Here is a 22,906-nt window from a genome sequence, read left to right on the forward strand (position 1 = left end):
TCTCTCAATCTACAAAATGGACTATCTGTTAGTTTCAATTCAAGTACCCATTACCTATAATAAAAAAACCAATCTTTACACTGCCTTTATAGTATGGAAACAATCTCCGTTTAAAATTAAGAATCATTACTACAGGTAGGAGCATTCCATGAAAACATCCGTAAATTCAAAGCCGAACAATTTAATTGATTTCAAGGAAGTGATGCAGCGGTTTCTGTTAAAGAGTAAAACAATCCGTCATCTATCCCGGTCATTAGCATTGAAAAATATTATTGCACAGGAGGCAATGAGTACATATTTTCAGCCTATTTATGATGTAAGATACAATACGACATTTGGTTTTGAAGCATTGAACCGCCCTATTGCGCTGAAGCTTTTTCAAACGGCCGATATTTTCTATGAATTTGTTGGACAAACGGATAAAGTATTTTTGTTTGAATGCTTTTGCCGGAATCTTTCGCTCGTGCGCTATCACAAAAAATTGCTCAATTACAATACGACGAAAGATTTCACTTTGTTTATCAATATCCATCCAAATGTTTTGCTCGATAAAAAATATCATAGCGGCGAAACAAGGGCTTTACTGGAAAAATTGAATATTTCCCCTGAGCAAGTTGTATTTGAGCTGACGGAACGCAGTGCTGTCGGAGATTTCGAGGAATTTGCACGGGTCCTTTCCCACTACCGGTCACAAGGCTATCGTATTGCGGTTGATGATGTCGGTTCAGGCTACAATAGTTTAAAAACATTAATTTACTTAAAGCCGGAATTTATTAAGCTGGATCGCTCACTTATTCAAAATATCGATCAGCATAAAGCACAGCAGCAGCTTTTAACAGTTATTTTAAATTATGCGATCGAATCGGGGACAAAAGTAATTGCTGAAGGAATTGAAACAAAGCCGGAATATGAATTCATCCAATCAGTTGGCGTTCATTATGCACAAGGCTACGCAATCGGGCGCCCTCACTCGGATTTAATAGAAGGAATAAATCCGAGTTCTGAATGAAATCCGGACAATATAAAAGGCGACTGAATATCCCTTATCAATGTTCAGTCGCCTAATTTTTATTAACTAATACCCATTGAAATTCACAAATTCTCCAACCGGTTTACGGTAACCTCGTGCGCGTACTTTATCAACGCTTTTTCCAATCGTAATCATCATAACCGGCTCTAAATGATCTGGAATATTGAACTCTTTTCTTAATTCATCAACATTATGGACATGCATTGGACATGTATCAAATCCGTAATGCTTGGCACTCATCATAAAAAGCATGGCATGAATCCCTGCATTTCGCATCAATTCTAAATTTAATTCATGCGGATTGTCTTTTAACCCGTCACTATATCCTTTAATCAATTCCATCGTCATATCATATTCCACTTCATCCATCATTTTCAGCATTTTTAGTGGACTGTAGATTTTTTCGACTTCCGGCATTTCAATGCTGTTTTTATTCCCCATAACAATAACAACACCGCTTGATGTATGGATTTTATATTGGTTGTAGCTTAATTCTTTTACTCTTTCTTTCTTCTCTTGATCTGTAATAACCAAGTAATTCGTAAACTGAAGGTTGTATGCGCTTGGAGCCAGCTTTGTCAGCTCAAATATATTTTTAAAATCCTCTTCTGTCATTTGTTCATTTTCAATAAAGTTCATTGCGGAATGGCGAGATTTTACTAATTCTTCAAAGTTCATATTGTGCTACCTCTTCCTTGTAATTTATTTCAAATTAAAGTATCTTTATTTCGAGATAAATTTACCATATTATAAATTTAGTTGTCAATAATTTCATTTCTTTTAGTCGATTGAGAAGTAGTAGAAAGTCCATACTTTCTATAGGAATTAAATTATTTATAAAAAATATTTGAAAGAAAAAGGAGATGAAGAAAGTGAAATTCGAAAACAAAATCATCATTGTCACTGGCGCAGCAGGAGGTATTGGTAAAGAGGTTGTAAGAAAACTGGTTAATGAAAAAGCAAAAGTTGTATTGGTCGATCTAAACGAAGACGCGATTAAATCCGTTCAAACAGAACTCTCACTTACAGATGAAAACAGCTTAATCGTAAAAGCAGATGTGTCAAAAGAAGACAATGTAAAAAACTATGTGGATCAAACGATTTCGAAATTCGGCCGGATCGACGGCTTTGTGAATAACGCTGGTGTTGAAGGCCCAGCAAAACCTCTTGAAGAAATTACAGAAAAAGAATTCGACTTTGTATATGGCATTAATGTAAAAGGTGTTCTGTTCGGTTTGAAATATGTATTGCCGGTAATGAAAGAGCAAAAATCCGGTTCTATAGTCAATACTTCATCTGTAGCCGGTTTAATCGGTTCTCCAAGTATGGCACTATATAATTCCTCTAAACATGCTGTAATGGGTCTTAATAAGGTAGCCGCTTTAGAAGCAGCAACGTATAATGTTCGCGTAAATACGGTAAATCCAGGTGTGATCAATACACAAATGATGCGTAAAATTGAATCAAATGTTGCGCCGGGCGCTGCTGAGGCAGCTCAAGCAGCCTACAATGATGCTGTACCGATGAAACGCTATGGTGAACCGGAAGAAGTAGCAAATGTTATTGCTTTCTTACTTTCAGATGAAGCCTCTTATGTAAGCTCTTCTTCGTTCACAATTGACGGCGCTTTATACAATGTTTAAATGTAAAGAAAAGGAAAACCAAAAGAGCCCATTCTTTTGGTTTTTTCCCAGTTTTTTATTCCCTACAAAACCCGTTAACTCTGCCACCGTAAGTTATATATGTTAATATAAAATCGTTATTCTCAAGCACTATCGGAGGTTTATAGAAATGAAGATAAATAAAGGCGTATTCTTTGTACTGCTTGGTGCAGGATGCTTTGGTTTTACACCTGTGTTCGCTAAGTTAGGGTTTGGGCACGGTTACTCACTTGGACAAATCAATCTTGTCCAAATGATTATCTCCTTTTTGCTTTTGTGGTCAATCACTTTCTTAAAAGGCGACGGAATTAAAGGACTGACTAAAAAGAATATCATTCCAATTATGATTACCGGATGTTTTATCGGTTTAACAAGTATTTTTTATTATGGTGCGATGCAGTATTTACCTGCTTCACTGGCCATCATTTTAATGTTCCAGTTCGTTTGGATCGGCATTCTGTTCGAATGGGTTTTCAATAAAATTAAACCCGCGCCGATTACTCTATTGGCCATTGTTCTTATTTTAATCGGTGTATTTTTCGCATCGAATATTTTAACTGGCGATATGCAAGGCCTTCCGATTAAAGGATTTGTTATGGGGATATTATCTGCCTTTACATATGCTGCCTTTATCTTTTTCAGCGGGAAAGTTGCTGTTGAAGTTCATCCATTAACCCGTACATCTTTAATGGTGACAGGTTCCACGATTTTAGTATTTCTTATCTTTATGAAGGACATTCCTGCTGTATTTCCTCTTGAAGGAAACTTGGTGACGAGTGCAGCCGGGGTTTCATTGTTTGGAGCGGTATTGCCGCCACTGTTTTATGCAGTCGGTGCACCACTCATTTCAGGAGGTTTGGCGAATATATTAACTTCTGTTGAACTGCCTGTCGCGATTTTATCGGCTAGCATTATTTTGGCTGAAACGGTCACAGCTTTGCAATGGATCGGAATTGTGCTGATCCTCATAGCGATTGTATTAAATGAAATCGGCCCGAACATCATTCGGATGAGAAAACGATCAAAAAGAACAATTCTTCATCAGCATAATAAAAATTAATTAGGATGCTAATCAACTGTGCAAACAGCCGTTGGTTAGCGTCTTTTTATTTACAGAAACAAAAAAGCTTATCAATAATTTTCTATTGATAGGCTAAGTTGTTATTTCGAGTTTTATATTTAATTATCTGAAGAGATTCAGCATTGCGCCTACTTGTCTCATCGTATTAATTCCATTAGTTAATGTCCCTACATGGCCCATCATTGTATTTAAATTATCAGATAGACCGCTAAAGCGAGACCCCTGCTGTTGTTGCTGTTGGGGAAAAGGGTTGAACTGCTGTTGCTGCTGTTGGGGATAAGGATTGAACTGCTGTTGCCCCTGCCGCCCCTGTCTAGGATTCACTGGATATGGCGGATAAAAGGCTTCCCTCGGTCTTGCAAATTCATTGGATCGAGGCATTCCCATCTGCTGTCTGCCCATTTGCGGTGGAGGACCAAATTGTTGTCCATTTGGCGGAAACATCCCCGCTCTAGAATTTTGCCCAAAAAATGGCATATGATTCACCTCCCTACTAAGTTTGAACTCTAACCTAGTATATGTTCATGATTTTTCGCAATATAGACATTTGAAATACTTGGATGAAACGTTAATTACTCATAGTCACGCCCCCTTCACCCCCAATAAAAAGAATGCATATGAATAAAGAAAAAGATTGGAGCAATGACATGAACAAATTTAATCCCGAAAGGCTGTCCGTTGAATACAGGGATGGTATTACCGCAACAGAACCTGTTATTTCAAGACATCATACACTCACCCATTCTGATAACACCGGAGAATTATTTTTAACAATCGGAACACAGTTTGCGTGGGACAAAGTGAATAATGATATGAGAGATGAAGTAATTGGCGAATGGAAAACGAATGGGTACTATATTTATTACAACGCCTATGTAATGGTTAACAAAGAAGGACAGGATTTTAATACAGCAATGCGGCGTTATGAAGTATTCAGGCGTGAATTGCCGCTTGCATTGACGGCGATCCGGTATGGTGACCGCTTTATATTCGATGTCTATCCAGCTCTGGACAATGGATTAATCATCGTAAACTTTATATCCACATACCCCCAGTTATATAAACAAGAGATTGTTGGGACTTTCAGCAGTTATTCCACTTCCTTTTAATATAATGAAATGCGGTAAAATGTAATATTTAACTCCACTCCCTTTTATGGTATTAATTGTTAGTGTATAACGCACAATACTTCACTTTAAATGAGAGAGGGAAAAAATGCTGCATTTAAAAACGATTACAAAAGACAATTGGATAAAAGCGATCTCGCTAAAAGTACGGGAGGATCAAGTGAAGTTTGTCGCCTCGAATGCGGTATCACTGGCACAGCTGAACTTTCTGCAAAACTTCCATGCGAAAGGAATTTACTATGGGGAGGAAATGGTCGGGTTCACGCTTTATGGTCTGGATGAAGAAGACCATGAGTACTGGATTTACCGTATGATGATTGACCAAAAACATCAGGGAAAAGGTTATGGCAAAGAGGCGGTTCAGCTCGTTATAGAGGATATTCAGAAAATGAAAGAACCTCACCATCAAACGATTACCCTTTCCTATGAACCTGACAATGAGCATGCAAAGCGCATCTATAAAAAAATGGGCTTCCAGGAAATAGACGGCCTTGTTATTGAAGGTGAGCAAGTAGCACGCTATACGTTTTAGGAGAAACAGCGATGCGAATAATAAAGATAGTGTTACTGGCGTTACTGGCGATTCCAGCGTTCTTTATTTTAATACTCACGATTGCTTCATTTGATTATTTTTACTACCCGATTATCGGCTTCAAAGCAGAAAATGCCGCCGAAGCTTCTCTTGAAGAAAAATATAACGAAGACTTTGTGATTGATGAATCTACCTACTCCAAACCATTGGGCAATGATTTCGGGGATTACCATATTATCGCTCATCCAAAAAAGAATCCTGATCTGGAAGTTACGGTTTCGGTAAATGAGGATATGGAGCCGTTTTATGATACGTATTTGCAAATCCATTGGCGTGATGAACTGAATACGCGATTCGGGTTGCTGTATGAAGAGCTTTATGGAACGGTTGAAAAATACTCCTATATGGTAAATGTGTCATTTTCGGATGAAATCGAAGCACGATATGACCATAACGACACGTACGAAGAGATTTTGCAAAAAGAAGCTAACGGTATCGGAAATATTGTCTTTGCAAATGTTATTCTGGAATCCTCCAACAATATAAACGACCAGCTGGAGAAAGCCTATAAGATGATTCAGCATTTTAAAAATCAGAATTTAAATTACTTCAACATTGAAATTGTGTTCTTTAATGAAGATGTGCAAAAACAGCTGACGAAAAGGGACCGCAAACTACCCTATAATGAGTTTAACTTCAAACATTTGGATGATAGAACTGCCCGATTTTATTTTTCGTATGAATCAGAGGATGCGGAGTCTGTAAAAGAACTGAATGAGCTAAAATCTCCCGCTGATCTGGAGCAATATGTTAAAGATATAAATTGAAATTTGTCTTCAATGATAAAACCCACTTATACAGTTTAAGTGGGTTTTTCAACGGCAATATACGGACACGCTCTCTTGTATCCCTTTTAACACTTCTTCCGGCAATTTTCTAATTGTTATATCCGCTCCCAGAAACAGCAGCCAATTCGTTATTTCTACTATGTCTTCCTCGTTTTCAGTATTGATGAAAGCCTCTAGAACGGCTGTCGTTTGGTAAGGATTTGTATAGGAAATAGAAAGCTTTAAAGGATGATATTTTTTAAACTGTGCAATCGCTTTTGGACCAAGCTCAAGTACAAGGTTATTCTCTTTACTCCGCTCACTAAGCTTTTCTAAAATCTCCTTCTTACTGATTCTATTTTTCCCCTCGTCCGATTTTATATCGATAAGATGCGAGACAGGAAAAATCCGATTCTTTTCCTCACCTGCATCAAAGCCTTCTATCAGCCAGTTCCCCTTTTTATGATGAAGATACAAGAGATAAATTGTATATGTTTTTATTAACTTCCCTTCTTTCACTGAAATAATTAAATAGCGGTCAATCAGAAGTGTTTGTATAAGCTTTTCTATCACAGGATCAGGTAAATCGGATAAATCCAGCAAATCCGGATTGTGAGGGTTCGTACCTTCGAAAAGCAAGATTTGGTTTAACAGCACAAGGTCGTCTTGCTGGTTTTCTGAAATTAAACCGAGTAGTTTCTCAGCTAAAGACTGGCGACTTTTTAAATATGGAAGCTGTTGATTTCTTGTCGCCATAAAGGCAATAAAAAGAGCTTTAATCTCATTATCTGTAAAGCGAACAGCTGGAAGCACAGAATTATGCAGAACACTATAACCTCCTTCTCTTCCAACTTCAGCGACAAGGGGCATCCCGATAGTTTCAATTTCTCTAATATCTCGTATAGCCGTTGAACGCGAGATATTAAACTCTTGCATAATTTCAGAAATGGTAAAGTGAGCACGGTTGTTGATATACCGCATAATTGTATTAATCCGTTCAACTTTTTTCATTGGCGCCTCCGAAACAGTATCATATTTTGACATGATTTATGGCTATTATAAACCTATCAAGTAAAAAAACAAATCTTGATTAAAACAAAATTGAAAGAAGGGTTTTATATGGCAAATTACACGATTGAAGAAAAGGACAGCTTTGTTGTTTTAGGTTTCGGAACAGAACTAAAGAGCGATTACACAGACTATATGGGAATAAATAAAGAAAAGGCCGATTTTTGGCATGCGGTCAATGAGGATGGAAGACTGGATGCATTAAAGGCTGTAGCCACAAACGACTATATTTTTATCGTGAACGAAGCAGTGAATAATAAGATGATGCATTATGCCGGGGTTCTGACTGATAAAACATTACCAGAGGCAACTAGAGTTATCCAATTTCCTAAAGGTGAGTACGTAGTTGTTAAAGGCGAAGCTCCTACTGCAGAAGAGCTGGCCAATACTGTTACTGGAATTGCCTTTGGACAAGCATTACAAGAAGCAACAGGTTATGCCTATGTAGGAGGTCCAAACGCAGCAGTTGTAATGGATCAACAAAACGGTCAGGTATACGGCGAAATGTGGATTCCGGTTATTAAGAAATAACAGGTAATAAGGATTTTAGACCCAAAATTAAAATGGAGCCCGGTACACACTCGGGCTCCGTTTACTTTAAGTTTTAATGAAACAACTATGTTTACCTAAGGCTTTCTGAATTCAACTCAAGTTGTACAAGGTTCGCTTTTAAAGGCTTTTGCATAAAAGGACTCGGTTTCCCTACACTATATAGTTGTAGCACGTGCATCGCTCTTGTGCAGGCTGTATAAAAAATTCTGCGTAAACTTTCGTCTCCATATACGTTTTCGGATACGTCGTAAATGATGACCCCTTCAAATTCAATTCCCTTCGCTAAATAAGAAGGAATGACTACAATTCCTTGCTCGAATTCCGCTGTACCACTTTTTATCAGTTTAATTCCGTCAATTTTATTTAACGCCTCAAATGCTGTCTTACTTTCTTCTGCTGATTTGCAAATAACTGCGATACTGCCATAACCTTCACTTTGCAATTCCGAAATTTTAGACATAATACGCTGATGCAATTCTGTATGATTCTCCACTTGGTTTAATACCGGCAACTCGCCTGCGCGCTCAAATGAAATGATTTTTTCTCCATTTGCAATAAGACTCCGTGTAAATTCAATAATTGGCTTTGTCGAACGATAACTTCGGTTCATGTTGACAACTTCCGTCTCTTCTTCTCCATAGAGGTGGTTAAGTACTTGAAAATCTACCACTCCACTCGCATGAGCAAAAATAGCCTGATTAAAATCACCTAGCACTGTCATTTTTGCAGAAGGGAATAAGCGCTTCAGAAATTCAAATTGAAACGGCGAATAATCCTGCGCTTCATCAATGAGAATATGCTTGATCGAACGGTTCGTTTGAAAGCCTTGAATCAATTCCTGCAAAAACAGAAATGGTGTCGCGTCTTCATAATACAGCGTTCCCGCCTCCATCATTTGCAGTGTATCTTCGCATATTGCTTCCCACTCATTTGGTACTTCTACTTTTAATCGCTGTTGCATCAATAATGGATTTGTAAAAAGCTGTTTATACACGCCTTCTAAATCAATAAAGTCGAGTGTTTGAATTTGTTTTCTCACTGCCTTCAATTTCAGGCGGACGATTACTTGAATAAGTGCGTCATGATCCATTTCGTAATCTGCCTGCTCTTCTCGTTCAAAGCCTTTTTTCTTCGCTAAATATTTGTGAATTTTATGATATGTCTCATCACTTAGTAGCTCAATTTCTTCCTCTACCCATGGCTGAGAACGTTCAACTTTTTCAATTTCTTTAATTTTATTCATTAGCCAGTCTTTCAGTTTTTCAAGTCTGCTTTGGAAACTCAGTGAAATATGATCCCCATAAAACTTCTCTGACAATTGCTGGGCTGATATGATTGTTTTCCCTCTGAACTTTATATCCTTAAATAGCAGGTCCGATTTTTCCAAAGTTTCACGGTATAATTTAATTGCCTCAACATATTTAACAGATGCTTTAAATTGAATGCCTTTTATTCTTGCGCTATACGAAGGGCTATTTGCTGCAGTCAGCACATATTCCAATTGGTGATATGGATTTTCTAAGTGAAAATCTTTACTTAAACGGTGATCCAAATATTCCTGGAATGTAACTTGCTGCATATTTTCTTCCCCAAGCTCCGGAAGTACGTTGGAAACATAGCTATTAAACATAGCATTTGGTGAAAATAATATAATTTGGTCGGCTTTTATACGGTCCCGGTATTTATATAATAGAAATGCGATTCTTTGTAATGCAGCAGAAGTTTTACCACTGCCTGCTGCACCGTGCACAATGAGCATACGCCCTTGATCATGGCGTATAATACGGTTTTGATCCTTTTGAATCGTTGCTACGATACTTTGCATATACTTATCCGCGCCTTTTCCAAGCACTTTCTGTAAAATTTCGTCACCAATCGTGAGACTTGTGTCAAACATAGATTGCAGTTTTCCATCACGAATAACGTATTGCCACTTTTTCTTGAGATCACCGTAAACCTTGCCCCCAGGCGTTGTATACTGTGCGGGACCAGGCTCATAATCATAGTAGACGCTTGAAATCGGTGCTCTCCAGTCATAAATAAGGAAGTCCTCACCACTTGCATCCATCAAAGATGAAATCCCAATATAAATTTTCTCCTGCTCTGAAAAACCTTCTTCAAGAAAATCAATTCGTCCAAAATAAGGGACTGACTTCATCCGATGCAAGACAGCTAATCTTTTGGATGCGTGATGGTGCGTACTTTCGCCAACAGCTAATGCCTGTGCTTCTTGTCTTAAGTTAATCACGGTTTCCAAAAAGTCATCAAACGAATCCGTATTAACTTTTATTTCATCCCAAAAATGCTTACGAGTATTTACTACTTCATTTCGGAGCTTTAACGTTTCTGATTCCAGTTGAATTGTTTGATCATTAATTACGTTCACAACGCTATTTAACCTCTTTTGTTCGTTCAGGAAATCTGCTTTCATAACATTCACTCCTTGAAAATATTTAAGAGTTGACTAATAAAGAATTTTTATATATACTTAAAGTAAGGAATAATATACACAAGTTCAAATAATTATGTATATCTATATAAACTTACCACGTGTCCGCATTTTTTACAATGCATTTGGCAGGTGTATTTTTTTTGCCTTAAATAAAGTAGCAGAAATAAAATAAACAACGATTGCTTACACATTGAAGATTTACTGTACATTACTAAATCTACATAAATTATCGGTTTTAAGATTTATATTGGAGAAATTTCATTTTCTTGAAGGTATTAAAGAAAACCGCACTTACTTATGATACGGTACATTTCCGTAACAAATTTAAGTGCGGTTTTCAGATATAGATTTAGATGAAGATGGAAAATTTATTTTCCCACCAGGTAGTTCATTTGTAATTTTCTTAATTTCACCTAATAATCAAATAGTTAAAGCAGAAGTTGCATTCGGCTGGTTTGAAAAATTAAATATAGATGATAACTAATTTGTAAATCAGTTCATTCAATCGAGAATACCGTGCTTAGGTCTCCATGGTTTTTTGTTCACACAATGTTCTTCTAACTATCTAATGTAGACCAATCTTCTAAAGATAGTTGACCAACAATATCATAGCCGTTACCTCGCCCTTTTGGCTTAATAATAACTGTCCCCATATAAGGGATTGGACCTAATCCAACCTTTGCAGGGAAAATGTGATCAACAATCATTTTATTTTTCCCCTTATCCGGAATATATTCTAAAATTGATTGAAGATTACTCAAAATTATTTGCCTATCATTACTTGGTAAATTTTCGCTTAACCTGTTTATCTCAACCCAAAAAGGATTAATTTGAACATTACCACTACCAAATGCTAACTGTGCTGTTTCGATTGTCCTGCAATAGGGACTTGAGGAAACAGGGATTTCGAATGGTATTCTTAAATACCGAAGTATTTCTCCATAGTAAATTGCTTGCCTACGTCCCATTTCAGAAAGATTTCTCTGAGTTAAACAGTTTTGAAAGTTTAAGTTAGCTAAATCGCTTCCGACAGTCGCTTCTCCATGCCTTGCATAAAGTATAAATCCCCCATTTCTAAGTGCATTAAGTAAGGTTTTATTCAAGTTTTGTCTCCTTTCCATAAATATCCTAGTATACACCTAATGTATGACATGGGTTATTAGAAATAAAAAACAAACAGAAATAATTTATGTATTTTTGCACTGACCTAAAATAATGATACAAATAAAAAACACCTTTTGTTGAAAAATGGGTATTGAATACCAAGAATCAACATGGAGGTGTTTTTTATGGGGATAAGAGTATGTTTTCTGCTAAGGTAAAAATAAAAGCGATAGAAATGTGATTAGCAGGCATTCCCGTTAACCAGCGCTCCTTAGCATGATACTTATATGCTGAAAACAAGCAAATTGAGTGCATCCGGTACTTGGTACTTATTTAACATCTTTTGTCCAATCGGCAACTTTAGCTTCATTTTCTTCAATCCATTTTTTTGCTGCATCTTTCGGATCCATGCCTTCCATAATATCATACATAACACTTTCTATATCTTCCGGAGTCCAGTGGAAATTATCGAGAACACTGTATGCCTCAGGATTATCCTCTTTTAATCCATTACGTGCAAATGTACCGATATATTCTTCAGTTCCGTACATCCCTTTAGGATCATCTAAATACTTCAAATCAAATAAGTTGAATTTCCAGTGAGGAGACCAACCTGTCACTATGATTTCTTCTTTGTTCTCAATCGCTTGTTTAAGAGCCCCTGTCATTGCTACTGAAGATGAGCTTAGTACTGTCCACCCTTCAAGATTTGGATATATCTCATACGCCTTTTCTGTAGTTCCCGTTATATTTGCACCTGGTTCGATGCCCGTTATCGTTTTACCCGCTTCATCTGTTAAATCTTCGATGGAATCCACATCCATATAACTAGGGACTACTAACCCAATTTTTCCGCCTAACAGATTTTCACCTAAATCATCTATACGGCCTTTGTACTTCTCAACTTGCGGGGCGTGCGTCTGCGGTAGCCAAGCTGAAACCATGCCATCAACCTCTCCATTTGCAAGGGCTTCCCACATAATTCCATTATCTAAAGGCGTCAGCGTTACATCATATCCTAAATCTTCTAGAACTTGTCCTACTACATGAGTGGAGGCAACCTCAGTCTCCCATTCAACATAGGCTAAGTTGACAGCTTGTTTTTCTGTATCTTCAGCCTCCGAAGAACATGCAGCTAATAATAAACTTAATACTAAAATTAATCCTAGCTTCGATAAACTAATGAGTTTCATAAAATCTTCCTTTCTGATTGTTTTACTGAGAACGAGTTATATGTAAAAATTAACATCTAACAACTTATAATTATAAATAGGTTGTTACTTTTGTCAAATTGGCAATTAATACAGATGGTTTAAATTTTTAAGAATCAAAGGGGTTTTTGAGTTGCACAGTACAGAAAACAGCTGACTTATATAGGGGGAAATAAAAAGAGAATACCTTATAAATGTTCTCTCTATTAATTTTTCTTTGGTCCAACGTCTTTTTTAAAAAACCACCTAATTCGTTGTATATCAACAATTAGGTGGTTCTTCAAAATTGTAATTTTTCTCGTAAAGGAGCGCAATCAGTTAGTATCCATCGGCAAAATGGGAGATGGTTTCTAATTCATCTTCGGTAAGTTCCCTTTTTACATAGTTTTCGTATTCCTTCACTATTGTCGGTAAATCTCCCTTACAGACCTTTGTATATTTGGCAATCGTTCTTAGCATGGCGACTTCTTTATCGAAAGCTTCTTTTGAAATTGGTTGTTGATGTGAAGGGATATAGGTTTCCGCATCAAAAGTTTCTAATACATCTAATAACCGTAAAGTTTCACTAATTGTATAGTGTACTTTTTCGGCATACATTCTTGGATAAATGCAGTCCCCTAGGAAAAGAATCTTCTCTTCTTTTATATACACAATGACAGAATCTGCAGCATGGTCCCCTCCAACTTGTTGTACGATACAAGTCACATCACCAAGATTTATCTCTGCCCTTTTCTCTATTGTAATATCCGGCAAAGTAATTTTAATATTTCGATGATTCGTGTATTCTTCCTTAATCGCTTTCGCACAAAATTCAATTTCCACGCCTTCATTTACTCGCGCATCAATGGCTTCATCTGACCATGAAAATGGAATAAGCTTCTCCATTTCCCTTTCAGTCTCTTTGGAGGCAATTGAAACAGTATCGGGTAATGCGGAAAGACCAAATATATGATCCCAATGCCAATGTGTTAGGACAACTAAATCCGGTTTAGGAACTCCCCTTTTTTGAAGTTCATTCAGAAAATAATGCATATGTTCTTCTGAGTTTCCTGCATCAATCATTAATGTCTTTTTACTGCCAACCACCATTCCTAAAATCGGGCGGTCAGTCAACGAGACTGGGGTGATATACCAAAAACTTTTACCTATTTTGTGTATAGAGTGCAAAAAGGTTGTCCCCCTTTCTTTTAAATCAAATGTTTATAGACTACATTCTTTGTTAAAAAGTCCAATTATATAGCAAGTATTTTTTATAATAGTCTAAATTTCCAGTATAACAAATAAAGAATTTTCTAAATAGCTAAAAATAATACTTTTTATTAGTTTCATTCGAGTTCTTTTTCTGCTATTTAGACCATTGAACAAATGATATGATACCAAGAATATAAGCGCTTATATTCAAAAAGGTTAATAAATTAATTACTTCTTTCTTCTTGAGGAATACTGTATCAAAAAAATTCACTGTCATTTAGGAGGTATTTATGAGGTCTAAAAAAGGTGCACTTGCATGGATATTGGTTCTTGTTCTCTCACTTATAACGGTCACATTCACTGGTGCAAAGACATTGTATGAAACAAAACCAGTGCCGGCAGAAGAAAGACATGACATTTCTGAAATCATTCATCAGAGTAGTAAATGGGAAAAGGTTGCTACAGGTAGTGGATTCATGGAAGGTATTAACTTTGATCGTAAAGGAAATATCTGGTTAGTCAGCCCAACAACTGGTGAAATTCTAACAATAAAAGAAGATAAAGTTAAACCAGTTTTAGGAGATAAAGATAAATTAATGCCAATTGGGGCAAAGTTCCATAAAGATGGTCGCCTATTTATTACGGATGGGAAAGGAGAACTTTATTCCTACAATCCCGCAACTGGTGAACGCAAAACCGTAGTCAATTCTTACGAAGGGAAACCTTTAAACGGTTTAAATGACCTTGTTTTTGATGAAACGGGCGGACTTTACTTTACTGAGCCGATGGGTTCTAGTGCTACTCATCCAACAGGTCGTGTCTTCTACTTACCTCCTGGCGAAACTGAAGCAATCCTCTTCTCAGAGAATATCGCTTATCCAAATGGTATCGCAATTTCAGCAAATGGCCAACGCGTCTATATTTCAGAGTTTGATAAGAATCAAATTCTATCTGTGCCTTCTGTGAATGCTGAAAATTCTCCTGAATCACCGTTTATTTTCGGTCGTTTTGAAGGTGGAATTGGTCCGGATGGTTTAGCTGTAGATGCTGAAGGTAATCTGTACGTAGCCCATTTCCAAGCTGGAGAAGTTGTAGTGCTTGACGCAGATGGTTTTAAATATGGAACAATTCGCCTTCCTGGAGATGCAGGAACATTCGCAACAAACTTAGCTTTTCATGATGGGTACCTGTACGTAACCGAATCATCAAAGAACGAGGTGTGGCGTATTCAAGTAAAAAAGAAGGGTCTACAGCCATACGGGTTAAACTAGACTCGCTTCTAATATAATGTAATGGGGCAATCACCAATTTAGTGATTGCCCCATTTTAAATTTTAATAGCTATTTACGAAGTAGTATTCCTGAATGAAAGCTCAAATTTAACGTTTTCCTTCTATTTCTTCATCTTCGCCCCAGCATTCCACCTCGCCTAAATTAGGTACGTTTTTCTTATAGAATACTGGATCTTTGCCTTGCTTCCGTTGAGTTAAATAATCATTAATAACCGGTTTGGCCACTTTCCAAAGTTGGAGAATAGCAATTAAGTTAATGATCGCCATAAAGGCCATAAACAGATCCGCTAAATCCCATACAACTTGTACCTTTGCAATGGAACCAAACATAACAAAAAGTACGACAAATATACGGAATACTAATAAACCGGTCTTTGAATCTTTTATAAAACTAATATTCGATTCACCGTAATAGTAATTGCCAATAACCGTACTAAAAGCAAACATAAATACAATTATCGCTAAGAAGCTGCCTGCCCAATCACCTAAACTTCCGACTAAAGAGGCTTGCGTTAAATTGACTGAAGTTGCGTCAGATTGAAGGTATGCATCGCCTAATAATACGATTGCCGCTGTTGCTGTACAAACGACTAATGTGTCTATAAATACACCAAGGGCTTGAATTAACCCTTGCTTTACTGGGTGTGAAACAGCTGCTGTTGCTGCTGCATTGGGTGCAGAACCTATCCCTGCTTCATTTGAGAATAATCCCCGTTTAATACCATTCATAATTGCTGCCCCGATCATTCCCGCAAAGGCTTCTTCCAATCCAAAGGCAGACTTTATGATAAGGAGAAATACACTCGGAATTTCGGAAATATTGAGGAATACAACAATAAGTGCGATTATAATATACAAAATTGCCATAACAGGAACCACTACTTGAGTAAAGCTAACAATCCTCTTTAGTCCACCAAAAACAATAATCCCTGTTAAAGCAGCCAATACTAAACCTACAACAAGACGATTGGCACCAAAACTCTCTTCAAATGCAATGGAAATCGTATTTGCCTGGACGGAATTAAAAATAAAGCCATAAGTAATAGTAATAACAATGGCAAAAAGAATGCCCATCCATCTTTTATTTAAACCTTTTTCCATATAATAAGCAGGACCACCACGAAACAATCCAGTACTCTTATCTTTCACTTTATATACTTGTGCTAGTGTACTTTCAATTAACGCAGATGCTGCACCGATAAGCGCAATCATCCACATCCAAAATATTGCACCGGGACCGCCAAGAGCAATTGCTGTCGCGACACCCGCTATATTACCTGTTCCAATTCGAGAAGCAGCAGAAATTGTAAAAGCCTGAAAAGAAGATATACCTTTTTTTCCTGACTTATCTGTTGGCGCCGATTCTGTTATAAGTTTAAACATTTCACCTATTAATCTAAATTGAATAAACTTTGTTTTAACCGTTAAAAATATGCCTGTTCCTACTAGTAAAATTATTAATACATATGAATATAATATTGTATTCACTTCACCCAATATATTACCGAACCAATCCATTGTTTCACTTCCTCTATTTTTTCAACTTTTTCTGTAGGTATGTAGGCCGTGCTACTTCGTCAACTATTAAAATTCTGCACCATATCTCCTAAATACAAAGTCACTTTCCTACACCCATGCTAACTTGTCCTATTTTATACTCACTTGAAATTTTAGTATACATTTTTATTAAGATGTATTAATTTTCTAGCATGACAGTTGTCCCCCTCACTCCCCTATATTTACTCTCGTTTTTTTACAGGTGTTAAGTAATTTTCTTTTAAATAACAAGCTAATTGTATTTTCAGTGCATCTTCCTGTATTTGAAACGAGATATTTAATATTTGCTCAATTCGGCTTAATCGCTGGTACAAAGTGTTGGTATGAATATGTAAATGCTGTGCTGTTTGCTGAACGGAGCGATTAAATCTGAAATAGGCCAACAATGTTTCATACAGGTGACTTTTATTGGCTTTAGTCAATAACTCACCGATTTGGTCATGAATGAAGTTTGCCAAGTCTTTTGGCGGGACTTGTAAAATCAGCTGGTTGAGACCGATTTTATCGTAGCTCGTAATTGTCCATTCATCACGTACATGTAAAAAGCGCAATGTTTGCAGCGCTTCTTCGTATAGAGAAGAAACTGTCTGTAGGGTTTTATATTGTTTACTAATTGCGCACCGAAAAAGCGGTTTATGCAGTGATTGCCACTTTTTTTGTAGGCGCGAGAGTGTTTCGTTTAATGTTGTAAGCATTGCTGGTGACGGCACACCGATTAAAAGAGTGATTTTGTTTTTTTCATAAAAAAGTAATTTCCGTTCACCTGTAAATAGTTCCTTTAGCATGGAGATGAACTGATGTAAATATTGTTCAATCGATAACATGTCGGCCGTTTGTTTGAACTCGAAAATACATAATCGGTAGTAGTCCAGCACATCTAGATCAAGTTGATATGCCATAGAAGCAACTGTTTTTTGATTAGGTGCATCGATGATATGCTGGAATGTTTCCTGCATTCGTTTGTTATGGTGCTCCAGAACATTTTTATTGCGTAAAATTTGCAGTGTTAAAATATTGGCCCCCTGCTCCAGTGTTTGCTGATCTTTGTAGGAAATGATGCCTTTCTGTTCAATAATCATACTCCCTAAACAAATATCCAAATTATAGAGAGGATAAACAATAAAGCTGCGGTCATTTTTAAGCCGATACTCAAATGGCTTCATTTTCAAGAATAATTGTTTTTTTATTTTAGCTTTTGTGTGAGGGGGAATGGACTGATCATCTTCAAAAAACATATCATCATATGCATCATAAAAACCAATTGGTAATTGTGTTAAGTTTTTTAGTTCATTTAAAATGACGGAGATCGGTTCGTTTTGTAAGAGCAATTGATTTAATGTAGCATGCACATCATAGCGCTGTTTAAGAAGGGTATGTTTTGTCTCTAATGCCAGAGATAATTCGTGCGCTTCTTTTACTTTCTCAGTCATCTGTTCATAATACTGGGCTTTTTGAATTGCCACCCCTACCTGATCGGCAAAGGCTTGAAAAAATAATAGATCTTCTTGTGTGAGGTCTCTTTTCTTTCGAAGTTGGTGAAGGATCATGATGCCGATTGGCTTAGCATCAACAGTTATCGGTACACAAAGAGCTGCTTGCGGAACATGTGCGCTCTTTAATATTGTCTGTAAATTACGCGGGCTTACATTTTGATGGTACATAGCAGCCATAATTTCATCGTAACTGTTAAAGAACTCACCGATTCCTGTCGCAAATACACGACCAGTAATGGCCTCATTCGGCTTTGTTTGAAATTGTTCAATAAGTGGCGGGAAATGAATATAGGTTTTCGGAATTAGACACTGTTTCTGTTCATCAAAAAGCATTAAATACCCTGCATCTGCTTCAGGAATAACGTTCAGTGCATGCCGCATGATTGTATGTAATACTTCATCAATATGAAGTTTGGAAGTGATTGTCCGGATACTTTCCACGAGGATAGATAACTGTTTATTTGAAAGTGTTAAGTGACGTAGAATTGCTTCTTGTCCATCTGACATAGACATTCCCCTCTTTCTGAAATATATAGAATATTCCATAATTTTATTTATAAATATAGAGGATTACACATTGTTTCGCAACAAGAAAACAAAGTATAGTATTAAAAAACTGAATTGTTCGTCAATTTAAAGGAGGGGTTTTATGAACTTAGCATCAGAGATTATGGATCATCCGATTTTATGGGTTATAGCATTTGTCGTTGTACTCATTGTAATTTTCCAAGCCATTGTCTTTATACGGATTTCAAAGAAAGTAGCACCAGAAGTAGGCTTAACGAACAAGGAAGTCACTTCAATTATTCGAACAGGTGCAATTAGTTCATTAGGTCCATCATTTGCCATTATTATCGTAGCCATTTCTTTAATTACTTTAATTGGTGAACCAACGACAATGATGCGAATTGGTATTGTCGGATCAGCACCGATCGAAACAGTAGGAGCAAGTCTTGGGGCCGAAGCAGCGGGTGAAGAGTTAAGTGACAAAAGCTTCTCAGCACAAGCATTTACAGCAGCAGTTTGGACAATGTGTTTAGGAGGCATGGGATGGTTGATTGTTACAGCATTGTTTACGAAATCTCTTGGTCGCCTTCAAAGTAAGTTAACGAGCGGTGGCGGCAATCGGGCAAAATGGTTAAGTGTCATTTCGACTGCAGCAATGATTGGTGCTTTCGGATATTTTGGTGGTGGCCAGATCGCAAAAGGTATGAATGAAACGATTATTTTTATAGTCGCTTTACTTGTAATGCCGGTTATTATGTGGGCAGCTCAACGCTTTAACCAGAATTGGCTCCGTGAGTGGTCACTAGGATTAGTTATTTTAATCGGTATGAGCGTCGGGTATTTCTTAATCTAATTGAAGGAGGATGATTTAAATGGTCGTTTTAGAGCGTCACACAACAGATGCTTCACCTGCAAAAAGCGAGGAAAACTTTGCAACGTTTCATAGTCAGGCACATTTCTGGGGGCGTCTTACTATTTGGAGTGTCATCATTTGTACGATTGCCCTTCCCCTCTATTTATCATTTGGTCTAGGGTACCATCCAGGTTGGTCTGTTATCTTAACAGGATTTTTAAGTTACGGGGCCGTTGTAGCAATCATCTGGTTTGTCGAGCCAATTAGCTATTACCCGATTTTAGGTGTGTCGGGTACGTATCTGGCCTTTCTGACAGGTAATATCGGGAATATGTGTTTACCTAGCGCATCTATTGCACAATCCATCGTGAAAGCAGAGCCAGGGACACGCAAAGGTGAAGTTACAGCGACATTAGCAATTTCTGCTGCTTCGATTGTGAATACAACAATGCTAATTGCTGTAATTTTAGGTGGTTCTTACTTAATTAATGCGCTGCCTGAGTCAATCCGCGCGAGCTTCAGCTTTGTATTGCCGGCTATTTTTGGAGGCGTGCTCGCACAGTTTGCCCTTAAAAAGCCTGTTTGGGGAATCGGTGCAATCGGGTTAGGTATTTTTGCAGCGCTTGGTCCTGTTCCGCCGTCATTCCAAACATTTATTTGTATTGCAGGAACAGTACTCTTTGCCGTAATTCTCGAAAAAATGAAAGCAGGTGAACAAGCATCATGACAATTAAACAACAATTAATGGATAAGTTAACAGCTCGGAATGATGAGATGGTTGCGATTCGCCGCCATCTTCATGAACATCCTGAACTCTCGTTTGAAGAAATGAAAACGGCGCAATATATTGCGGATTTCTATGAAAATAAAAACATAACGATCCACCGTAATGTCGGAAATGGCTACGGAATCATTGTAGAAATCCATGGCCGTCATCCGGGTCCCGTCATCGGAATACGTGCAGATTTTGATGCCTTGCCAATTGAAGAAGAAACAGATGTCCCATTCAAATCGAAAAACCCTGGTGTCATGCATGCTTGCGGTCATGACGGTCACACTGCGTATTTGCTTGTTTTAGCGGACTGCCTTATTCAATTAAAGGATGAACTGCACGGAACAGTAAAAATTATTCATCAGCATGCAGAGGAAAAACCCCCTGGTGGTGCGAAAAGTATGATGGCTTCCGGCTTGCTCGATGACTGTGAAATTATTGTCGGAGCACATTTATTTCCAACATTTAAGGTTGGTCATATCGGTTACCGTGCTGGTGCTGCAATGGCCGGTCGCTCATTTTTTAAACTGGTCGTACATGGTACAGGCGGGCATGGTTCGTCCCCTCATCTGGCAAACGATGCGATTGTTGCAGCCTCGAATTTTGTAACAACAGTACAAACGGTTATTAGCAGACGATTAAACCCGTATGATATGGGTGTCGTCACAATCGGTTCCTTTGATGGAAAAGGCACGTTCAATGTCATTAAAGATGCGGTAACACTTGAAGGTGATGTCCGATATATGAACGATACAGTTCACGCTACGATTGAGCAGGAAATCAAACGTTTAGTAGATGGTTTGGAGATCCAATTTGGTGTTACTTGTACGCTCACTTACAAAAAGGATTACCCTCCATTAGTAAACGATGAAGACTTAACAAACTTTGTAGTAGAAACACTTGAAGCTTCGGAACAGGAAGAAATCATTGCCGTTGAAGAAGCGCCTTTATTCTCCGGATCCGAGGACTTTGCCTATTATGCACTCGCAAAGCCTTCCACTTTTTATTATATTGGCTGCCAACCGACGTATTTAGATGTACCTTATATGAACCATCACCCAAAGTTTGATATTGACGAACGGGCACTATTAGTTGCAGCAAAAGCTGGAGCTGAAGTCGTTGCTAAATATTGCTTAAAATAGAGCCTTTTAAATACCATTATTCTCCACAAGAGAAAATGGTATTTTTTTCATACTAAATTTATTTTTCTAAACTAGTTAGTCATACATACACCCCCCACCAAAATTTCATACGCTATAGGAATTACAGGTAAAGGATGTTTTGCTGTGGTTCAACTAAATGAATATACAATCACAATTCTTGGCAGTACGGGTGGTGTTGCGAAGTCTATCTTATCGATTTTAAATCACTCGATTACCGATAAAAATGATCCCATCCACCATTTTATTGTAACTTCAAAGCTTTACTTAATTGATATCAAACAAAAAACAATGGATTACTACCATCAACTGTTCCCTAATTTAAAGGATAAAATAATTACCGTTCAATTTGATTTGAATAACCTTGATCAATTTATCGAACATTTACAATCAACCAGCACCAAACTAGTGATTGATGTATCCTGGGCCGATACCATCGAAATGGTCGAATGCTGCAATAAGCTTGGCGTTCATTATATAAACTCAGCCTTAGAAAACACTGCAGTTGATCTAGACGAAAGCTTGTATGGCTTTCCGCTTACCGAACGATATACCCGGTTCGAAAAAAAGAAAGATGCCATTACCAATACGAGAGCTATTATAGGCTCAGGTATGAATCCCGGTGTCGTGCAATGGATGGCAATTAAATTATTGAAGGAACATACGAGTGACCCACCTTTAGCTTGCTATATTTTTGAGCATGACAGTTCTTTTTATAAAGACGAAAACCTTGTCGATCCTAAAACGATCTATACAACATGGTCTGTTGAATGTTTTCTCGATGAAGCTATTTTAAGCTATCCTATGTTTGTCCGTGATCAGATTCCGCTCTACATGTACGATCATGTGTATGCGACCGAATTTAAGGTTACGTTAAGAGATCGAGAATTTTATGGATGTCTCATGCCCCATGAGGAAGTACTGTCATTAGGAAAACTGTTTGATTTTGAGTTGGGCTTTCTTTATCGGGTTAATGAACATACGACGGAATTAATCCGAAATAATTTAGATGATGTGGATGACCTTTGGAATTGGAATCAAGCGTTAATCGACCCTGCTGAGGGAGAAGTTGAAGGAGAAGATCTTGTCGGGGTTCTTTTAGTTTACGAAGATAAGGAAATCTATATGTATAACACGATGAAAAGTGAAGATATATTTAAAAAATACAACACAAGTGCCACATACTTTCAGGTAGCGTGCGGAATATATGCAGGTACCGCAAGTTTACTATTAGATACGATTCCTTTAGGTGCCTATTATGTCGATGAGTTATTAATGAAGACGGAAAGTAATTACGGAAAATATTTAGCTTACTATATGCCGGATTTTGTTTTTGGTGAGAATAACAGCTCGGATGGATTATTGCACAAAAGAATAAAGAGAATTCAATAATCACGTTAGGCTTGTGAAATAAACCATGTAGAACAGTAATTATTC

Annotated in this window: 22 protein-coding genes; 13 read left to right on the plus strand and 9 right to left on the minus strand. The window is 37.5% G+C overall.

Features of this window, described 5'->3' with window-relative positions; all coding sequences use genetic code 11:
• Positions 1-148 precede the first annotated feature (148 nt).
• Positions 149-1,009, plus strand: coding sequence for an EAL domain-containing protein (locus tag ACQKN3_RS11540; RefSeq protein ID WP_427711484.1), 861 nt, complete (start codon positions 149-151; stop codon positions 1,007-1,009).
• A 66-nt stretch (positions 1,010-1,075) separates the two neighbouring features.
• Here ACQKN3_RS11540 and ACQKN3_RS11545 read toward each other — a convergent pair whose 3' ends face one another.
• Positions 1,076-1,708: a nitroreductase family protein gene (locus ACQKN3_RS11545; RefSeq protein ID WP_251689937.1), complete on the minus strand. Its 633-nt coding sequence runs from the start codon at positions 1,706-1,708 to the stop codon at positions 1,076-1,078.
• A gap of 185 nt (positions 1,709-1,893) precedes the next feature.
• Here ACQKN3_RS11545 and ACQKN3_RS11550 point away from each other — a divergent pair, with 185 nt between their 5' ends.
• Together ACQKN3_RS11550 and ACQKN3_RS11555 are read left to right on the plus strand one after the other, a co-directional pair.
• Entirely contained in the window at positions 1,894-2,673 is a 780-nt protein-coding gene (locus ACQKN3_RS11550) for an SDR family NAD(P)-dependent oxidoreductase (protein WP_251689938.1), read from the plus strand.
• A 148-nt stretch (positions 2,674-2,821) separates the two neighbouring features.
• Entirely contained in the window at positions 2,822-3,751 is a 930-nt protein-coding gene (locus ACQKN3_RS11555) for an EamA family transporter (protein WP_427711487.1), read from the plus strand.
• A 123-nt stretch (positions 3,752-3,874) separates the two neighbouring features.
• Here the strand turns inward: ACQKN3_RS11555 and ACQKN3_RS11560 are convergent, their stop codons facing one another.
• Positions 3,875-4,249: a hypothetical protein gene (locus tag ACQKN3_RS11560; RefSeq protein ID WP_427711489.1), complete on the minus strand. Its 375-nt coding sequence runs from the start codon at positions 4,247-4,249 to the stop codon at positions 3,875-3,877.
• Positions 4,250-4,419: 170 nt separating this feature from the next.
• Here ACQKN3_RS11560 and ACQKN3_RS11565 point away from each other — a divergent pair, with 170 nt between their 5' ends.
• The 3 genes from ACQKN3_RS11565 to ACQKN3_RS11575 all read left to right on the plus strand — a co-directional run bounded on the left by ACQKN3_RS11565 (position 4,420) and on the right by ACQKN3_RS11575 (position 6,258).
• Positions 4,420-4,881, plus strand: coding sequence for a staygreen family protein (locus ACQKN3_RS11565; protein WP_427711491.1), 462 nt, complete (start codon positions 4,420-4,422; stop codon positions 4,879-4,881).
• Between the two features lie 106 nt (positions 4,882-4,987).
• Positions 4,988-5,431 carry a GNAT family N-acetyltransferase gene (locus ACQKN3_RS11570; protein ID WP_427711493.1) on the plus strand — a complete coding sequence of 148 codons (444 nt, stop codon included), beginning with the start codon at positions 4,988-4,990 and terminating at the stop codon, positions 5,429-5,431.
• An 11-nt stretch (positions 5,432-5,442) separates the two neighbouring features.
• The gene (locus ACQKN3_RS11575; protein WP_427711495.1) at positions 5,443-6,258 is read left to right on the plus strand and encodes a murein transglycosylase; all 816 of its coding nucleotides are present in this window, start codon (positions 5,443-5,445) and stop codon (positions 6,256-6,258) included.
• Between the two features lie 48 nt (positions 6,259-6,306).
• Here ACQKN3_RS11575 and ACQKN3_RS11580 read toward each other — a convergent pair whose 3' ends face one another.
• Complete coding sequence (locus ACQKN3_RS11580; protein ID WP_427711497.1) at positions 6,307-7,269, minus strand: helix-turn-helix transcriptional regulator; 963 nt, start codon at positions 7,267-7,269, stop codon at positions 6,307-6,309.
• A gap of 108 nt (positions 7,270-7,377) precedes the next feature.
• Here ACQKN3_RS11580 and ACQKN3_RS11585 point away from each other — a divergent pair, with 108 nt between their 5' ends.
• Positions 7,378-7,857, plus strand: a complete 480-nt coding sequence (locus ACQKN3_RS11585; protein ID WP_427711499.1) for a GyrI-like domain-containing protein — start codon at positions 7,378-7,380, stop codon at positions 7,855-7,857.
• 91 nt (positions 7,858-7,948) lie between these two features.
• Here the strand turns inward: ACQKN3_RS11585 and helD are convergent, their stop codons facing one another.
• On the minus strand, positions 7,949-10,309 hold the full coding sequence (gene helD / locus ACQKN3_RS11590) for an RNA polymerase recycling motor HelD (RefSeq protein WP_427711501.1): 2,361 nt from the start codon (positions 10,307-10,309) through the stop codon (positions 7,949-7,951).
• Between the two features lie 349 nt (positions 10,310-10,658).
• On the opposite strand from helD, the gene ACQKN3_RS11595 reads away from it, so the two are divergent.
• Positions 10,659-10,814 (plus strand): DUF6143 family protein, encoded by a 156-nt coding sequence (locus tag ACQKN3_RS11595; RefSeq protein ID WP_231918695.1) that lies wholly within the window; start codon positions 10,659-10,661, stop codon positions 10,812-10,814.
• 73 nt (positions 10,815-10,887) lie between these two features.
• On the opposite strand, the gene ACQKN3_RS11600 is transcribed toward ACQKN3_RS11595, so the two are convergent.
• The 3 genes from ACQKN3_RS11600 to ACQKN3_RS11610 form a co-directional block, all read right to left on the minus strand.
• Positions 10,888-11,433, minus strand: a complete 546-nt coding sequence (locus ACQKN3_RS11600; RefSeq protein ID WP_427711503.1) for a histidine phosphatase family protein — start codon at positions 11,431-11,433, stop codon at positions 10,888-10,890.
• 330 nt (positions 11,434-11,763) lie between these two features.
• Positions 11,764-12,627, minus strand: a complete 864-nt coding sequence (locus ACQKN3_RS11605; protein ID WP_427711505.1) for a glycine betaine ABC transporter substrate-binding protein — start codon at positions 12,625-12,627, stop codon at positions 11,764-11,766.
• Between the two features lie 336 nt (positions 12,628-12,963).
• Positions 12,964-13,812, minus strand: coding sequence for an MBL fold metallo-hydrolase (locus tag ACQKN3_RS11610; protein ID WP_427711507.1), 849 nt, complete (start codon positions 13,810-13,812; stop codon positions 12,964-12,966).
• Positions 13,813-14,126: 314 nt separating this feature from the next.
• Here ACQKN3_RS11610 and ACQKN3_RS11615 point away from each other — a divergent pair, with 314 nt between their 5' ends.
• On the plus strand, positions 14,127-15,107 hold the full coding sequence (locus ACQKN3_RS11615; protein ID WP_427711509.1) for an SMP-30/gluconolactonase/LRE family protein: 981 nt from the start codon (positions 14,127-14,129) through the stop codon (positions 15,105-15,107).
• Between the two features lie 107 nt (positions 15,108-15,214).
• Here ACQKN3_RS11615 and ACQKN3_RS11620 read toward each other — a convergent pair whose 3' ends face one another.
• Positions 15,215-16,645, minus strand: a complete 1,431-nt coding sequence (locus tag ACQKN3_RS11620) for an alanine/glycine:cation symporter family protein (RefSeq protein WP_427711511.1) — start codon at positions 16,643-16,645, stop codon at positions 15,215-15,217.
• Between the two features lie 221 nt (positions 16,646-16,866).
• On the minus strand, positions 16,867-18,684 hold the full coding sequence (locus tag ACQKN3_RS11625) for a helix-turn-helix domain-containing protein (RefSeq protein ID WP_427711513.1): 1,818 nt from the start codon (positions 18,682-18,684) through the stop codon (positions 16,867-16,869).
• Positions 18,685-18,826: 142 nt separating this feature from the next.
• On the opposite strand from ACQKN3_RS11625, the gene ACQKN3_RS11630 reads away from it, so the two are divergent.
• The 4 genes from ACQKN3_RS11630 (at position 18,827) to ACQKN3_RS11645 (ending at position 22,861) form a co-directional block, all read left to right on the plus strand.
• A complete protein-coding gene (locus ACQKN3_RS11630) occupies positions 18,827-19,537 on the plus strand; it encodes a DUF5058 family protein (protein ID WP_014824803.1) in 711 nt (236 codons plus the stop codon).
• A gap of 19 nt (positions 19,538-19,556) precedes the next feature.
• Positions 19,557-20,264 carry a small-conductance mechanosensitive channel gene (locus ACQKN3_RS11635; RefSeq protein WP_427711516.1) on the plus strand — a complete coding sequence of 236 codons (708 nt, stop codon included), beginning with the start codon at positions 19,557-19,559 and terminating at the stop codon, positions 20,262-20,264.
• Positions 20,261-21,451 carry an amidohydrolase gene (locus tag ACQKN3_RS11640; RefSeq protein ID WP_427711518.1) on the plus strand — a complete coding sequence of 397 codons (1,191 nt, stop codon included), beginning with the start codon at positions 20,261-20,263 and terminating at the stop codon, positions 21,449-21,451. Before ACQKN3_RS11635 ends, ACQKN3_RS11640 begins: the two co-directional genes overlap by 4 nt.
• Positions 21,452-21,595: 144 nt before the next feature.
• Positions 21,596-22,861, plus strand: coding sequence for a saccharopine dehydrogenase NADP-binding domain-containing protein (locus tag ACQKN3_RS11645; protein WP_427711520.1), 1,266 nt, complete (start codon positions 21,596-21,598; stop codon positions 22,859-22,861).
• Positions 22,862-22,906: the final 45 nt, after the last annotated feature.

The organism is Solibacillus sp. NPDC093137, from assembly GCF_050280445.1.
Classification (GTDB): domain Bacteria; phylum Bacillota; class Bacilli; order Bacillales_A; family Planococcaceae; genus Solibacillus; species Solibacillus isronensis_B.

Bases quoted from the DNA above. Each gene is read 5' to 3' on its own strand.
- helD (WP_427711501.1), bottom strand. From the start codon at position 10,309: ATGAAAGCAGATTTCCTGAACGAACAAAAGAGGTTAAATAGCGTTGTG.
- ACQKN3_RS11550 (WP_251689938.1), top strand. From the start codon at position 1,894: ATGAAGAAAGTGAAATTCGAAAACAAAATCATCATTGTCACTGGCGCA.
- ACQKN3_RS11605 (WP_427711505.1), bottom strand. From the start codon at position 12,627: ATGAAACTCATTAGTTTATCGAAGCTAGGATTAATTTTAGTATTAAGT.
- ACQKN3_RS11615 (WP_427711509.1), top strand. From the start codon at position 14,127: ATGAGGTCTAAAAAAGGTGCACTTGCATGGATATTGGTTCTTGTTCTC.
- ACQKN3_RS11635 (WP_427711516.1), top strand. From the start codon at position 19,557: ATGGTCGTTTTAGAGCGTCACACAACAGATGCTTCACCTGCAAAAAGC.
- ACQKN3_RS11625 (WP_427711513.1), bottom strand. From the start codon at position 18,684: ATGTCAGATGGACAAGAAGCAATTCTACGTCACTTAACACTTTCAAAT.
- ACQKN3_RS11575 (WP_427711495.1), top strand. From the start codon at position 5,443: ATGCGAATAATAAAGATAGTGTTACTGGCGTTACTGGCGATTCCAGCG.
- ACQKN3_RS11565 (WP_427711491.1), top strand. From the start codon at position 4,420: ATGAACAAATTTAATCCCGAAAGGCTGTCCGTTGAATACAGGGATGGT.
- ACQKN3_RS11630 (WP_014824803.1), top strand. From the start codon at position 18,827: ATGAACTTAGCATCAGAGATTATGGATCATCCGATTTTATGGGTTATA.
- ACQKN3_RS11555 (WP_427711487.1), top strand. From the start codon at position 2,822: ATGAAGATAAATAAAGGCGTATTCTTTGTACTGCTTGGTGCAGGATGC.
- ACQKN3_RS11620 (WP_427711511.1), bottom strand. From the start codon at position 16,645: ATGGATTGGTTCGGTAATATATTGGGTGAAGTGAATACAATATTATAT.
- ACQKN3_RS11560 (WP_427711489.1), bottom strand. From the start codon at position 4,249: ATGCCATTTTTTGGGCAAAATTCTAGAGCGGGGATGTTTCCGCCAAAT.
- ACQKN3_RS11585 (WP_427711499.1), top strand. From the start codon at position 7,378: ATGGCAAATTACACGATTGAAGAAAAGGACAGCTTTGTTGTTTTAGGT.
- ACQKN3_RS11580 (WP_427711497.1), bottom strand. From the start codon at position 7,269: ATGAAAAAAGTTGAACGGATTAATACAATTATGCGGTATATCAACAAC.
- ACQKN3_RS11570 (WP_427711493.1), top strand. From the start codon at position 4,988: ATGCTGCATTTAAAAACGATTACAAAAGACAATTGGATAAAAGCGATC.
- ACQKN3_RS11640 (WP_427711518.1), top strand. From the start codon at position 20,261: ATGACAATTAAACAACAATTAATGGATAAGTTAACAGCTCGGAATGAT.
- ACQKN3_RS11540 (WP_427711484.1), top strand. From the start codon at position 149: ATGAAAACATCCGTAAATTCAAAGCCGAACAATTTAATTGATTTCAAG.
- ACQKN3_RS11545 (WP_251689937.1), bottom strand. From the start codon at position 1,708: ATGAACTTTGAAGAATTAGTAAAATCTCGCCATTCCGCAATGAACTTT.